This window comes from Tabrizicola sp. (assembly GCF_034366665.1).
GTDB lineage: Bacteria > Pseudomonadota > Alphaproteobacteria > Rhodobacterales > Rhodobacteraceae > Tabrizicola.
This window is the reverse complement of the sequence record NZ_JAXMMF010000154.1, coordinates 1-13,691: the sequence shown is the minus strand read 5'-3', so window position 1 is coordinate 13,691 and position 13,691 is coordinate 1. Positions and strand designations below refer to the sequence as shown.

The 13,691-nt window shown below is 67.8% G+C and carries 17 protein-coding genes; 10 read left to right on the top strand and 7 right to left on the bottom strand.

The features are described 5' to 3' along the window. The gene (locus U1E69_RS21720) at positions 1-243 is read right to left on the bottom strand and encodes a hypothetical protein (RefSeq protein ID WP_322246578.1); all 243 of its coding nucleotides are present in this window, start codon (positions 241-243) and stop codon (positions 1-3) included. A 112-nt stretch (positions 244-355) separates the two neighbouring features. Between U1E69_RS21720 and U1E69_RS21715 the strand changes: the two genes are divergently transcribed. The 5 genes from U1E69_RS21715 to U1E69_RS21695 all read left to right on the top strand — a co-directional run bounded on the left by U1E69_RS21715 (position 356) and on the right by U1E69_RS21695 (position 2,722). Next, the gene (locus tag U1E69_RS21715) at positions 356-1,063 is read left to right on the top strand and encodes a M48 family metallopeptidase (protein ID WP_322246576.1); all 708 of its coding nucleotides are present in this window, start codon (positions 356-358) and stop codon (positions 1,061-1,063) included. 66 nt (positions 1,064-1,129) lie between these two features. Beyond that, a complete protein-coding gene (locus U1E69_RS21710) occupies positions 1,130-1,378 on the top strand; it encodes a DUF6455 family protein (protein ID WP_322246574.1) in 249 nt (82 codons plus the stop codon). Between the two features lie 108 nt (positions 1,379-1,486). Continuing rightward, the gene (locus U1E69_RS21705; RefSeq protein WP_322246572.1) at positions 1,487-1,843 is read left to right on the top strand and encodes a YigZ family protein; all 357 of its coding nucleotides are present in this window, start codon (positions 1,487-1,489) and stop codon (positions 1,841-1,843) included. Positions 1,844-1,911: 68 nt separating this feature from the next. Then, complete coding sequence (locus tag U1E69_RS21700; protein WP_322246571.1) at positions 1,912-2,274, top strand: diacylglycerol kinase; 363 nt, start codon at positions 1,912-1,914, stop codon at positions 2,272-2,274. Positions 2,275-2,392: 118 nt separating this feature from the next. Beyond that, positions 2,393-2,722: a PRC-barrel domain-containing protein gene (locus U1E69_RS21695; protein ID WP_322246620.1), complete on the top strand. Its 330-nt coding sequence runs from the start codon at positions 2,393-2,395 to the stop codon at positions 2,720-2,722. A gap of 6 nt (positions 2,723-2,728) precedes the next feature. On the opposite strand, the gene U1E69_RS21690 is transcribed toward U1E69_RS21695, so the two are convergent. From U1E69_RS21690 to rimO, 3 genes are read right to left on the bottom strand one after another with little or no spacing between them, the layout of a single operon-like run. Then, on the bottom strand, positions 2,729-3,115 hold the full coding sequence (locus U1E69_RS21690) for a DUF393 domain-containing protein (RefSeq protein WP_322246569.1): 387 nt from the start codon (positions 3,113-3,115) through the stop codon (positions 2,729-2,731). 52 nt (positions 3,116-3,167) lie between these two features. Further along, complete coding sequence (locus U1E69_RS21685; RefSeq protein ID WP_322246568.1) at positions 3,168-4,004, bottom strand: hypothetical protein; 837 nt, start codon at positions 4,002-4,004, stop codon at positions 3,168-3,170. Beyond that, positions 4,001-5,380 carry a 30S ribosomal protein S12 methylthiotransferase RimO gene (rimO, locus tag U1E69_RS21680; RefSeq protein WP_322246566.1) on the bottom strand — a complete coding sequence of 460 codons (1,380 nt, stop codon included), beginning with the start codon at positions 5,378-5,380 and terminating at the stop codon, positions 4,001-4,003. The genes U1E69_RS21685 and rimO overlap by 4 nt, the downstream gene beginning before the upstream one ends. A gap of 142 nt (positions 5,381-5,522) precedes the next feature. On the opposite strand from rimO, the gene U1E69_RS21675 reads away from it, so the two are divergent. Next, positions 5,523-7,529: an AsmA family protein gene (locus U1E69_RS21675; protein ID WP_322246565.1), complete on the top strand. Its 2,007-nt coding sequence runs from the start codon at positions 5,523-5,525 to the stop codon at positions 7,527-7,529. 62 nt (positions 7,530-7,591) lie between these two features. Here the strand turns inward: U1E69_RS21675 and U1E69_RS21670 are convergent, their stop codons facing one another. Then, positions 7,592-8,197 carry a GcrA family cell cycle regulator gene (locus tag U1E69_RS21670; protein ID WP_322246564.1) on the bottom strand — a complete coding sequence of 202 codons (606 nt, stop codon included), beginning with the start codon at positions 8,195-8,197 and terminating at the stop codon, positions 7,592-7,594. 225 nt (positions 8,198-8,422) lie between these two features. Further along, positions 8,423-8,566: an MYXO-CTERM sorting domain-containing protein gene (locus U1E69_RS22660; protein WP_416200316.1), complete on the bottom strand. Its 144-nt coding sequence runs from the start codon at positions 8,564-8,566 to the stop codon at positions 8,423-8,425. 154 nt (positions 8,567-8,720) lie between these two features. On the opposite strand from U1E69_RS22660, the gene U1E69_RS21665 reads away from it, so the two are divergent. Further along, complete coding sequence (locus U1E69_RS21665; protein ID WP_416200319.1) at positions 8,721-9,626, top strand: serine hydrolase; 906 nt, start codon at positions 8,721-8,723, stop codon at positions 9,624-9,626. On the opposite strand, the gene U1E69_RS21660 is transcribed toward U1E69_RS21665, so the two are convergent. Continuing rightward, positions 9,623-10,549, bottom strand: a complete 927-nt coding sequence (locus U1E69_RS21660; protein ID WP_322246562.1) for a Hint domain-containing protein — start codon at positions 10,547-10,549, stop codon at positions 9,623-9,625. The genes U1E69_RS21665 and U1E69_RS21660 overlap by 4 nt on opposite strands. Before the next feature lie 335 nt (positions 10,550-10,884). Here U1E69_RS21660 and U1E69_RS21655 point away from each other — a divergent pair, with 335 nt between their 5' ends. The 3 genes from U1E69_RS21655 to U1E69_RS21645 all read left to right on the top strand — a co-directional run. Continuing rightward, complete coding sequence (locus U1E69_RS21655; protein ID WP_322246561.1) at positions 10,885-12,075, top strand: aspartate aminotransferase family protein; 1,191 nt, start codon at positions 10,885-10,887, stop codon at positions 12,073-12,075. Positions 12,076-12,147: 72 nt separating this feature from the next. Then, on the top strand, positions 12,148-13,074 hold the full coding sequence (argF, locus tag U1E69_RS21650; protein ID WP_322246560.1) for an ornithine carbamoyltransferase: 927 nt from the start codon (positions 12,148-12,150) through the stop codon (positions 13,072-13,074). Positions 13,075-13,091: 17 nt separating this feature from the next. After that, the coding region (locus tag U1E69_RS21645; protein ID WP_322246558.1) for a hypothetical protein at positions 13,092-13,691 on the top strand (600 nt) is incomplete at its 3' end.

Here is a 13,691-nt window from a genome sequence, read left to right as displayed (position 1 = left end):
TTACGGGACCTTCCGTTCCAGCCGGTAGCTGCCCTCGGGCAAGTTCAGCGCCGCGGCAAGGTCGCGCATCTGGGTCGTCGAGAAGGTGATACGCATCACCTCGTCGGTCTGCGGATCGACCTGTTCCAGGGTAACGCAATCCTCGAAGGCGTTGATCACGATGTCTTCCAGCAACGGGGCATCCTCGCCCTCGTCGACCAGGGTGATGACCGTTGCGTCGAATTCGTGCTCGATGGTGAACATGATCTCAGGCTAGCCCCAAGGCCCGGCCGCCGCAAGCATGACGCTTGCGTGAGCCGCCCTTTCCCCCGCCCGCCGATTTGCTACCCTTGGCAAAATCCGGTCGAGGTTCCCCATGCGTCTTTCCCTGCTTGCCGCCCTTATCCTGTCCCTGGGCGGCTGCGTCTCGACCTATCCCGCGCCTCCGGCCCTGCCACCCGCGCCCACCAGCGAGGTCCAGCCCGCCCGCGCGGCGGCCGAGAATTTCCTGACCGTGCTGGCCCGGGTCGAACCTGTGGCCGAAAGCTACTGCCGCCAGCGCAGCGTGGCCGCGAACTGCGACTTCCGCATCGTGGTGGACGACCGGCCGGGCCAGCCGCCGAATGCGTTCCAGACGCTGGACCGGACCGGGCGTCCGGTGATCGGCTTCACCCTTGCGTTGATCGCCGATGCGCGCAACCCCGACGAGCTGGCCTTCGTCCTGGGCCACGAGGCAGCGCATCACATCGCGGGCCACATCCCCAAGCGCAATGACCAGGCGCTGTCGGGCGCACTGCTGGCGGGGGTTCTGGCGCAGACCAGCGGGCTGTCGCCAGACGAGGTTCGCGCGGCGCAGAACATGGGGGCCGAGGTCGCGGCACGCAGCTATTCCAGAGAGTTCGAGCTGGAGGCCGACGCGCTGGGCGCCGAGATCGCCTTGGTCGCGGGCTATGATCCGGTGCGCGGCTCCGGGTTCTTCGACCGGCTGCCGGACCCCGGCGACAAGTTCCTGGGCAGCCATCCCCCGAACGCGCAACGCAAGGCGCTGGTCGAGGCGACAGTGCGGCGGTTGCAGCGCCCTTGATCTGGGTCAAGGCGAACCGTCGCGACCTTGGGCAGCATGGCCTGATACCTACCAGGAGGTTTTGCGATGATCGGGTATCCAGAGGCACCCAAGGCATGGTGGCTGACCCGCGGCATGGCGCGGATTTCCGGGGTGAACCTGCCGCGCGCCGTGGTCGAAGGCTGGCTGCAGCGCGACGAGCTTGAGGATCTGATCACCCGCTGTGCCGCCTGCGGTCGCGGCGCGGAATGCGAAGGCTGGCTGGTCAGTTCCGGCGCGGCGCGGGCGATGCCCGACTTCTGCCCGAACAAGCCCGGGATCGAGGCTTTGGGCTAGACCCCGGATGAGCTTCACGCGGCGGTCCGCCGACACGGATGCCGGGTGAACGGGGCGGTGGACCAACCCCTCTGGTCCGCCGCCCCATTTTTCCCTAGGACCTCTGGCATGATCGTCCTGGAAGACCTCCTCCGTGACCGTGGGTCGCGCTATGCCGCCGCCACAGGCACGGTGCGCTCGAAAGCCGAGATCGACGCCTTCCTCGCCACGCTGCGCCGCCGTCGCAAGTTCGACAAGGCCACGCACCATTCCTGGGCAGCACTGCTGGCCGACGGCGGCCCCCTGAAGAACGACGATGGCGAGGCCGGGGCGGGCGCGGTCATCCTGAAGATGCTGGAGCGTGAGGCGGTTCCCGACCGCATCGTCGTCGTCACCCGCTGGTATGGTGGCGTCCACCTGGGCGGCGACCGGTTTGCCCATATCGTGACCTGCACCCGCGCAGCCCTGGCGGCGCTGCGCGGCTAGGACCGGGCGGCTTGGCGCAGGCCCGGCGTGGGGCTAACCTGCCCCGAAACGCAAAAGGGGGAGGACGGATGCAAGATGCCCTGCGGGCCGAGGCACGGCGGCTGGCCAATACGGTGATCTGGTCCTGGGCGGGCTTTTGCGCGGCCTGGGCCACGGAAAAGACGCTGCGGCAATGGACCCTGGCCAACGTCCTGTCCGCCGCGCTGGCCTTCACGCTGGACCTGACGCCCGGCCAACGCGCCCTGATCCTGGCCTTGGGCTTGCTGATCCTTGCGGCCGAACTGATCAACACCGCTGTCGAGGAAGTGGTGGACATGGTCTCTCCCGGTCCGGACCCGCGGGCGAAGAAGGCCAAGGACTGCGGCTCGGCCTGCGTGGCGCTTGCCGCCCTCGCGGCGGGGGTGGCCTGGGGGGTGATCCTGCTGGGGTAGGGAACAAACGGCGCCTGCTCCGGTTGTCTGGAAAACCCCCAACCCGAGAGGCTACCCCATGCAAGACGCCCCCTTTGCCGACCGCGCCACCGCGTCCGGCCACAGCTCCACCTCCTCGATGGTCTCCAGCGCCGATGTGAACGGCACGGCGGTCTACAGCCCCACCGGCGACCACCTGGGCCAGATCGACCACCTGATGATCGACAAGGTCTCGGGCCAGATCGCCTATGCGGTCATGGGCTTCGGCGGCTTTCTGGGGATCGGCGAGGGCCACCATCCCGTGCCGTGGAAGAAGCTGAGCTATGACACCGATCTGGGCGGCTTCGTCACCGACATCACCGAGGAACAGCTGACCGGAGCGCCCACCGGGGGCGACAACTGGTCTGACGACCGCGACTACCAGCGGCGCAACTACGACTACTACGGCGTCCCGCCCTACTGGGTGTGATCGTCGTCAGAGGGTCCGGCCGTTGGCCGGGCCTTGGCTGCGCTGCCGCCGCAGATGCGCCTTGTACAGCAGCGGAGCGGCCACGCGGTCATACAACACATCAATCACAGGCCGGACCAGAGGCCACGCGGTCACCTTGGCAAGCCAACGCCACCGCGGCATCGCGGACCAGAGCGCCCGGAACGCGGGCATCCCCGACAGCACCTGTCCGTCCTGCCAGACATGCAGCTGCCGGGCCGCGCGGTCCGGCGTCAGTCCCCAATCCTCGGCCCGGTCCATCCCGTCGAAACGGATCGGCAGCCCGTCCGTTATCGCTCGGCGGCGGTAGGCGTCGATCTCGAACCGGCAGACCGGACAGGTCTCGTTGTAAAGAACGCGGGTTTCCTGTGTCATGGGTGACAAGTAGTCCGGTGCGGACGGGGTGGAAGGCGTCAGGCTGCCGCAGTTAGGCCTGGCCGTCACCTGTCGGCGGTCGCATGACGTCGGTGTCGCGATAGTCCATCACCACCCACATGAAACTGTGCAGATCTATGTTGTCCGCCGGATCAAGGTCGCCCAAGCCGTTGCCGACTTCCGCAGTCATGTGCAGAAGCGAGGCATAGGTCTCAGGATTCGGCGCGCTTTCGTAGTCGTGCGCGAAGCTGTGCCCAATGCGCGTGGCAAAGGCCTTGGTGAACGTGGGCTTCAGGAACATGTGGCGGTCGGGCAGCCACAGGAAGGGGAAATAGGTTAGGCAGACCCAGCTTGCCACGCCTTCGGCCTTGAACTGACGGGAAAGGTCACGGCAGGCCGCATTCGTGTCGCCCATCGCGAAGCTGCGGGCAATAGACAGAAACTCGGCCGCGCGGGGGCCGCGCAGGACATCGGCAAGTTTCGCCTTCGAAAACGGGTCGAGCAGGTTGGTCTGCTGCATGACGCGCAGGGCTGCAAGGCCGATGTCCGGCGTGTCGAACGTGCCCGCAACTGGCACATCGCGTTGCAGTGTTTCGGCAGCTTTCGACTTGTAGTGGCGTTCCCCCGTGGTGCTGTCGCCGATGTAGGCTGGATCGGTGAAGCCTTCGGGAAAGAGGCCAAGGAAACGCTTCCGCGCGCCGTCCAGACCGATGAAGTCAGGATGCTCTTCGGCCAGCATGGCCCGTAGCCGGGTCTCGACCTCAAGCGCCGTCGTGCCGGTCACCTGCTCCTTGTGCCGACCGACGATGATCCCGGCGAAGCCGTTTCGCTGCTTCAGGATGCGAAGCCGGTGCGCCCCGACGCGGACTTCGCCAGCCCCCAAGGTCACACCAGCCGACCCCAGAGGTCATACTCCCCAGCCTCGTCCACCTGGACCTTGACGATGTCGCCGGGGGTCAGCGCCTCGAAGCCTTCGTCGATGAAAAGGTTGCCGTCGATCTCGGGCGCGTCGGCCTTGGTGCGGCAGGTGGCGCCGTCCTCGTCGACCTCGTCCACGATCACCTCTAGCACTTTTCCAACTTTTGCGGCCAGTTTCGCCTCGGAAATCGCCTGAGCTTTTTCCATAAAGCGATCAAACCGCTCTTGCTTCACCTCGGCAGGCACATGGTCGGGCAGATCGTTCGACCGCGCCCCGGCGACGTTTTCGTACTGGAAGCAGCCGACGCGATCCAGCTGCGCCTCGTCCAGCCAGTCCAGCAGGGTCTGGAACTCTGCCTCGGTCTCGCCGGGGTAGCCGACGATGAAGGTCGACCGCAAAGTCAGGTCTGGCGCGATGGCGCGCCAGGCGGCGATTTCGTCCAGGGTCCGGGCGGCGGCGGCGGGGCGGGCCATACGTTTCAGAACGTCGGGGTGGGCGTGCTGGAAGGGAATGTCCAGATACGGCAGCACCAGGCCTTCCGCCATCAGCGGGATCAGGTCGCGCACATGCGGGTAGGGGTAGACGTAATGCAGCCGCACCCAGGCGCCCAGCTTGCCCATCTCGCGCGCAAGGTCGGTGATGTGGGCGCGCACCTCGCCGCCCTTCCAGGGCGACAGGTCATGCTTGCGGTCCACCCCGTAGGCCGAGGTGTCCTGCGAGATTACCAGAAGCTCGCGAACCCCCGCCTCGACCAGCTTTTCCGCCTCGCGCAAAACGGCATGGGCGGGGCGGGACACCAGCCGCCCGCGCATGTCGGGGATGATGCAGAACTTGCACTTGTGGTTACAGCCCTCGGAAATCTTCAGATAGCTGTAGTGCCGGGGGGTCAGGGAAACCCCGGTCGCAGGCAAAAGGTCGATGAACGGATCGGGCGAAGGCGGCACCGCGGCATGCACCGCGTCAAGCACGCTTTCGTACTGGTGCGGACCCGTCACGGCCAGCACGCGTGGATGCGCGCCGGTGATATACTCCGGTTCCGCCCCAAGGCAGCCCGTCACGATCACCCGGCCGTTTTCCTGCAAGGCCTCGCCGATGGCTTCCAGGCTTTCGGCCTTGGCGCTGTCCAGGAAACCGCAGGTGTTCACGATCACCGCGTCGGCCCCCTTGTAGTCCGGGCTGATCGCATAGCCCTCGGCCCGCAGGCGGGTCAGGATGCGTTCGCTGTCAACCAACGCCTTGGGGCAGCCAAGGCTGACCATGCCGATGGTCGGTTGCCCCGCGCGCCGGGTGTCGGGCACCAGAGCGCGGGCAAGGTCGGGGCGAAGGAGCGGCGGGTTTTCTGACATGCGCGCCCTATACTCTGCGCCGACCGGTCTGGAAAGCCCGCCCTCTCGGCCATTTGATGCCAGTGTGGTCCCCCCGACTTGGCATCCCGCCGCCGGGGGGCTTAGACTTCGGCAAAACAAGAAAATCTCCGAGGAGTTGAGCATGCGCTGGATCGTCCGGGTCGGGGTTACGCTGGCTGTGCTTGTGGTCCTGGGCCTTGGGCTGGGAGCAATGGTGCCGGCCGAGAGGGTGGCACAGGCGGTCTCATCCCAGTTCGAGGCGATCACGGGGCGCAAGATGCAGCTGCAAGGCGAGGTTTCGCCCCGGCTCTGGCCGTCGCTGGGCATCTCGACCGGTCCGGTCAGCATCGCCAATGCCGAATGGGCGGACAGCGACCAGCCGCTCTTTCAGGCGCAAGGCCTGTCCATCGACGTGAACATCGGCGCGCTGTTCGGGGGCGAGGTAAAGATCCTGGGCCTTGCCGCCGACCGCCCCGAGATCAACCTGGAACGCAATGCCGAGGGCGAGGCGAACTGGGTCTTTGCCGCAGGGACCGGGGGTGGCGCAGGCTCGGTCCCGGCTCCGGCCACGGGCTTTTCGCTGGATCAGGGCACGATCACCGGCGGCACCATCCGCTACGTCGACCGCCAGTCGGGCCGCGAGATCGCGCTGGACGGGGTGGATGCGACGCTGGCGATCCCGGATTTCTCGGGCCCCTTCACGCTGACGGCCACGGGTCTGTCCGGCGGGCAGGCGGCGGCGCTGGACCTGTCGGGCGGGGTCTTTTCCGCCTTTGCCTTGGGCCGGGTCGTGCCGGTGACGGCGACGCTGACGGCAGGCGGCTCGAAGGTGACTTTCGACGGCCGCGGCGGCTATGCTCCGGTGGTGGCCGAAGGCGCGCTGGTCGCCGACCTGGCTGATCTGCCGGCTTTGGGCGCGCTGACGGGCTCGGAACTGTCGCGCCCGCCACTCGGCCTGGGCCAGGACAAGCTGCAGATCAGCGGCACCCTGACGCTGGACGGCACCGGCGCGGCCTTCCTTCGAGGGGCCGAGATCGCGGCCGACCAGAACCAGTTGAAGGGCGACCTTGACCTCTTGCCCGGTGAGGCACGCCCCTTGCTGAAAGGCGCACTTGCCGCCGGTCCCATCGTGATCGGCACCGGACCGGAGGGCGAGATGGGCGGCGGCCAGGCCGGCGGGATGGACGCCGAAGGCTGGCCCGAAGGCGAGATCGACGTCTCGGCCCTTGGCGCGCTGGATGCCGAGGTCGCGCTGTCGGCACCCTCGATCGATCTGGGCGTGCTGAAACTGGGCCAGACCCGCGCGCTGGTGACCATCGACCGCGCCCGTGCGGTCGTCGACATCCGCGAGATGCAGGCCTACGACGGCCAGATCTCGGGCGATTTCGTGGTGAACGGGCGCGGCGGGCTGTCGGTCGGCGGCAGGCTGGCCTTTGCGGGCCTGCAGACCCAGCCCTTGTTCACAGACCTTGCGGGCTGGGACCGGCTGGTTTCCACCGCCGATGCCGAGCTGGAGTTCCTGGGCGTCGGCAATTCCGTCGATGCGATCGTGAAAAGCCTGGAAGGCCAGGGCACGCTGGAACTGGGGAGGGGCGAGTTGCGCGGGCTGGACATTGCCGGGATGCTGCGGACCCTGGACCCCGGCTTTGTCGGCGAGGGGCAGAAGACCATCTTCGACGGCCTTGCCGGAACGTATTCCATCGCGAAGGGCGTGCTGTCCAACAGCGACCTCAAGCTGGTGGCGCCCTATGTCACCGCCTCGGGCTCGGGTGAGCTGGGCCTGGGCGAGCGCACGTTGAACTACCGCCTGCGCCCCACCGCGCTTGCGGCCGAAGACGGGACCGGCGGGGTGATGGTGCCCTTGCTCATCACCGGCCCCTGGGCCGACCCCAGCTTCCGGCTGGACCTGGAATCCATCGCGCGTGAGAAGATGGAGGCCGAGGCCAAGGCCGTCGCCGCGCGTCTGGAAGAAGAGGCCAAGGCCGCCGAAGCCGCCGCCAAGGCCGAGTTGGAACAGCGCCTGCGTGAAGAGCTGGGCGTCGAGGTCGCACCCGACGAAAGCCTGGGCGATGCGGCCAAGGACGCGGCGACGCAGGCGCTGGAAGATCAGGCCGTGAAGGCGCTGGAAGAGATCCTGAAGGGGAACTGACCCAAGGAAAAAGCCGGCACCCTTCGGCACCGGCTTTTAAGGTCAGGTCAGGTCAGGTCAGGTCAGCGGCGACGGTCGCGACGGGCGCTCATCGGCTGGAAGGCGACGCCGACATGGGCCTCGCAATAGGGTTTGCCGGGCAGGCTGGGCAGGCCGCAGAACCAGAAGTCGTCGGTCGCCGGATCGCCGATCGGCCATTTGCAGGTCCGTTCGGTCAGTTCCATCAGCGTCAGCCTGCGCGCGCGCTTTTCCACTTCGCGGACCGAGGCCAGCGCCTCCGGGCTGATCTCGTTCAGGCTGGGCTGCGGCGGCAGCGGCTGACCGGCCGGAACAATCGCCTTGCGCAGCGGCAGCGGCGTCACGTTCGAGGCCGACGGTGCCGGAGCCGCCGGGGCAGCCGCGCGCGGTGGCTCGGCGCGCGGGGCGGCAGGGGCCGGGTCCGGCCGCGGCGCAGGTTCGGGCTTTGCGGCCTGGACAGGGGCGGGGGCTGGCGTGCCCTCGTCCTCTTCCTCCTTGCCGCCCACCCGGTTCGACAGGCCAAGGCGATGGACCTTGCCGATCACCGCATTGCGGGTGACTCCACCCAGCTCCTTGGCGATCTGGCTGGCCGACTGGCCCTCGTTCCACATGCGCTTGAGCGTCTCGACACGCTCGTCCGTCCAGGACATCCCGATCTCCGCCTGTCTTGAATATCCGGGCATTGTATCCGTCCGGGGCAGGGGGCCGCAAGGGTGGCTCTTTCGATTGCCAGATCAGGCACCGGTTTCGTCCCGTCCGTCCATCACCACGCCCCCCATCACCACGCCCCCCGGACGCCTGCCCCCCGGAGGCCTGCCCCCCGGACGCCTGCCCGCCCGCCGCCGGGCCAAAGGTAACGCAGCCGTGCGCCGTCGTCAGGCTCGCCTGACTTGTTCCCCTTGGGACCGCCTTCCTATCTTCCTGTGAAGCAGGAGTAGTGCCATGCCGCTTGCCACCCATCCGAACCCCGACCTTTCGGTCGGCCCCGACCGACACCCGCACTGGAACTCGGCCCCCAATCGGCGGCAGGGGTTTCACACCTTGCACCGGATCGCCCGCTACGCCCAGACGTTCCGCGCCGCCCGCGTCCTGGACCTGCGCCTGTCCGCCGACCTGTCCATCCCCGCGCGCGAGGACGTGCGCCGCCTGACCGCGCTGCCGTGGTTTTCGGCAATGGCGGTCACCGAAGGCAACCGGCTGCTGTATCAGGCCTATGCCCCCGACTTCTCCCCCGATCAGCCGCATGCGATCATGTCGATCTCCAAGCTGGCCGCGCACCTGATCCTTGGTCGGCTGTGGGAGGACGGCAAGATCAACATGGATGAGACCCTGGGCGAAATCCTGCCCTTCATCGGGCCGGGCTACCACGGGGCCACAGTGCAGGACGTGGCCGACATGAACGTCCAGAACGCCTATGACGAGGATTACACCAACCCCGATACCACTGCCTTCCTGCACGAGGCGGCAATGGGGATGCGCCTGCCCAAGGGGCCTGAACCCGCACTCCGCGACCTTCTGACGGGCATCGGCCTTGCACCGGGGGCCAGCGACACGCGGAACCCCACGGGGACCAGCCTTTACAAAAGCGCCAACACCGATGTCCTGATGCTGGCGGCCGAGGCGCGGGGCGGGCGGCCCCTGCGGCTCTGGCTTGCCGATCTGGCCGACGCGGCGGCGGTCGAGGGGGCCTTGCACATCGGCACCGACCGCCACGGCCTGCCGATCTTCAGCGGCGGCATCTGCCTGACCGCCCGCGACCTCTGCCGCTATGGCGCGATCCTGGCGCGGAACGGGCAGGGGGTGGACGGCCAGCCCTTCGGCTCGGCGGCTTTCCTGGACGCCACCCGCCGCGGTGGAGTGGCCATGCCCGCCCCCCGCGCCCATCTGCGCTATTCCAACCAGACCAACACCGACGGCACCTGGGTCGGCCACGGCGGTTACGGAGGCCAATACCTGGTCGCGAACCCCCAGACGGGCCGCGTCGCCTGCTTCCTGTCGGTCCTGCAGACCGATGCCGGGTTTGATGCCGACTACTACCCGCCGATCATCAAGATGCTGGCGGAAATCTGCGCCGGCTAAAGCCGCAAGGCGCGCGCTTCGGCGTTGCGTACGATGGGAAAGGCCGCCCTGCGCCGCAGAAACTCGGCCTCGGGGATCAGCGCCTCGATCTCGGCCCGCTCTGCCGCACCCAGACCCGACAGGCCCATCTCGCCAGGGTGAAAGCTGTCCGACAGCGCCCCTTCGGCCAAAAGCACCTCGTGCCGGTCGCAAAGCAGCACCACGTAGTCGACGCCCCCCGCGGGCAGGACCACCCGCGCTGCGCGGTCGTCGACCAGCGCTTGCGCCGCGACCAGCACCCGGTCCTCGCCGAAATAGACCTCGGCGCGCCAGTCGTCGATCAGCATCCGCTGCTGCGCCGAGACCACCAGTGGCCGCATGTTGCCCACCGTGCCCGCCGCAAACTCCACCGGCCGCAGGGCGGGGTGCGCCAAGAGTTCCAGCACCGAGACCCGCCGCCGCCCGACCCAGCGCAACGGGCGTGAGCCATTGGAAAGCGTCGTCACCACCGCGCCCGTCGCCAGCGTCTCGACAAGCTGTGGCCCGTCGGGCGTGTCGATCAGCGTGCCCGCGCCATAGGCCGCAACACCCTCCACCGGAGCGGGCGCATTGGCGGGCAATACCGCGGCGTCCCAGGGTCCCGCCACGGCGACGGCCACCACCTTCGCCCCGATCCGCACCAGGAACAGCCCCACGCGACTTGGCACCGGCTCGATCGCGACCCGCAGACTTGCGGCGTGTTTCACCCCGGCCAGCGCGGCGGGTTCCGCAAGCGCCAGGCCATCGGCGCTGATCTCAAGGACCAGATCCACCGGCTGGGCTGCGGGGGCAAGCGCGGGGTCCTGCTCGGCCAGGCGCTGCGCCCAACCCCGACCGGCCGCCGCCCGAGGCAGCCGCACATCGTCCAGCGCGTAGACGCCGACAGTGATGCGTTCCGCAACCATGCCTGCCCGAAATCTCCGGTATTCTTGTCGCCCTGTTCCCAGGGCCGTCGGCCCCGTCGTCCCCTGATCCTGCCTTGCCAGCCTTTACAGGTCATTTCCAGCGAAAACGCCAAACCTGCGGCCGTGCGAATTTGCTTTACCCAGGGGCGACTTCCGGCTATCCGACGGCCATGACCACCGGGACCCGCCATAACCTTGCCTCGCGCCGACGCCGTAGCGTCTGACGCCGCATCCCGCTGTCCCCGGCGCACCCCGCGCGCCACGCCTCTTCCCCTTCCGTTGACTCCCGGCCAGCCGTCAGGCACCCATTGGCCTTACCCTGCAAGGACATGCCCATGATCCCGTCCGTTCTGCCGACCTACAACCGCGCCCCCCTTTCCTTCGTCAAGGGCGAGGGCAGCTGGCTTACGGCCGAGGACGGCCGCCGATATCTGGACCTTGGCTCGGGGATCGCCGTGAACGCGCTGGGCCACGCGCACCCTGCCCTGGTGCAGGCGCTGACCGATCAGGCGGGCAAGCTGTGGCACGTCTCGAACGTCTACACGATCCCCGAACAGGAGCGGCTGGCGAAGCTTCTGACCGACGCCACTTTCGCCGACACGGTCTTCTTCACCAACTCGGGCACCGAGACGGCGGAGCTTGCGATCAAGATGGCGCGCAAGTTCCATTACGACGCGGGCCAGCCCGAGCGGACAGAGATCGTCGCCTTCGAGGGCGCCTTCCACGGCCGCTCCACCGGCGCCATTGCCGCGGCGGGGTCGGAAAAGATGGTCAAGGGCTTCGGCCCGCTGATGCCCGGGTTCAAGCACCTGAAATGGCCCACAAATGACGCCGATCACGCCGCGATCCGCGCTGCCATCACCGACCGGACCTGCGCCGTGATCATCGAGCCGATCCAGGGCGAAGGCGGCATCCGCGTCGTCCCCGACCAGTGCCTCAAGGGCCTGCGCGACCTTTGCGATGCGACCGGCACGCTCCTCATCTTCGACGAGGTACAATGCGGCATGGGCCGCACCGGCCGCCTCTTCGCGCATGAATGGGCGGGGGTGACCCCCGACATCATGATGGTCGCCAAGGGCATCGGCGGCGGCTTCCCCCTGGGCGCGGTCCTTGCCACCGAACACGCGGCGTCCGGCATGACGGCAGGCACCCACGGCTCCACCTACGGCGGCAACCCGCTGGGCTGCGCGGTGGGCGCGAAGGTCGTCGAACTGATCTCCGACCCCGGTTTCCTGGCCGAGGTGGCCCGCAAGGGCGCGCTCCTGCGTCAGGGCCTGGAATCCCTCGTCGCGCGCCACCCCACGGTCTTCGAGGCCGTCCGGGGCGAGGGTCTGATGCTTGGCCTCAAGTGCAAGCCCGCCCCGACCGAAGTGGTCAAGGCGGGCTACGAGGCCGGCGTCCTGACTGTCGCCGCCGCCGACAACGTCCTACGACTTCTTCCCGCACTCAACATCCCCGACGCTGACATCGCCGAGGCGCTTACCCGCCTCGATCAGGCTGCGACCCACCTCGAACAAGCTGCCTGATTTCATACTGGTCCAAATATCCTGGGGGTCCGGGGGCAAAGTCCCCGGCTACCAGCCAAAAAGCGAAACGAAATGAAACACTTCCTCGACATCCACAAGACCGACCCCGCGCAGCTTCGGACCATGATCGACTCTGCGCAGTCCATGAAGACCGCCCGCAACGGCCGCCCCAAGGGCTCGCCCGATGACGAGCAGCCGCTGAAGGGCCACATGGTCGCGCTCATCTTCGAAAAGCCCTCGACCCGCACCCGCGTCTCGTTTGACGTGGGCGTTCGCCAGATGGGCGGCGAGACGATGGTGCTTTCGGGCAAGGAAATGCAGCTGGGCCACGGCGAGACCATCGCCGACACCGCCCGCGTCCTGTCGCGCTACGTCGACCTGATCATGATCCGGACCTTCGAGGAAGCCACGCTTCTGGAAATGGCCGAACACGCCACCGTCCCCGTGATCAACGGCCTGACCAATCGGACCCACCCCTGCCAGATCATGGCCGACGTCATGACCTACGAAGAACATCGTGGGCCCATCGCGGGCAAGAAGGTCGTCTGGTGCGGCGACGGCAACAACGTGGCGGCCAGCTTCCTGCATGCCGCCGGGCAGTTCGGCTTCGACTTCACCTTCACCGGGCCGGAAACTCTGGACCCCGAAGACAAGTTCGTCGCCTTCGCGCGTGAGAAGGGCTCGAAGATCACCATCCAGCGCGACCCCTTCACCGCCGTCGAAGGCGCCGACCTTGTGGTCACCGACACCTGGGTCTCGATGCACGACCCCGAATCCGCCAAGGAGCGCCGCCACAACCAGCTGCGCCCCTATCAGGTGAACGAACAGCTGATGTCCCGCGCCAAGCCCGATGCGCTTTTCATGCATTGTCTGCCCGCGCATCGCAACGACGAGGCGACCAGCGCCGTGATGGACGGCCCCCATTCGGTGATCTTCGACGAAGCAGAAAACCGCCTGCACGCCCAGAAGGCCATCATGCGCTGGTGCCTCGGGGTGTAACGCTCGGGGTGTAACGGATGTCAGCCGCGCCACAGCCGCATCCCGCGCTCGCCGAAATTCTGCGCCCGGCCTATGCCCCCTGCGCCTTGTTCGGCACCTGCCCACAGGCGGTCTGGCAGCCAGGCCGGGGCCATGTGCCGCGGGGGTTCCTGGGCGCGACTGGCGACCTGAATGAGGTGCGCGCGATTTTGGTCTTCGCCGAACCTGGAGGCGTCTACCCAGGCGACAGCTATCCAGAAGCCGGTCCCGACGAACTTCTGGCGGCCACGATCGCCGCCACGTTCCAGATCCTTGCGGGATCGCGCGACCTGTTTCACCGGAATGTACGCTGGTTCATCGATCAGATCGCGCCCGGACGCCCGTTTGCCGACCAGCTGCGTTCGGTCTGGTTGACCGAAGGCCGGCTTTGTTCGGTCAGCCAGGAGATCGGCGGGCTGCGGGACCGCACCTGCGCCGACCGCTATCTCGCCCGGCAGGTGCAACTGATGCCGCAGGCAACGGTCGTGGGCTTCGGCGGCAAGGCGCAGGCCTGTCTGCGCGCTTTGGGCATCCGCCATGTGGCGGCCTATGCGTTGGCCCCGCCCGGCGCGAACCACAGGCCCGCCCTGCCGAGCTGG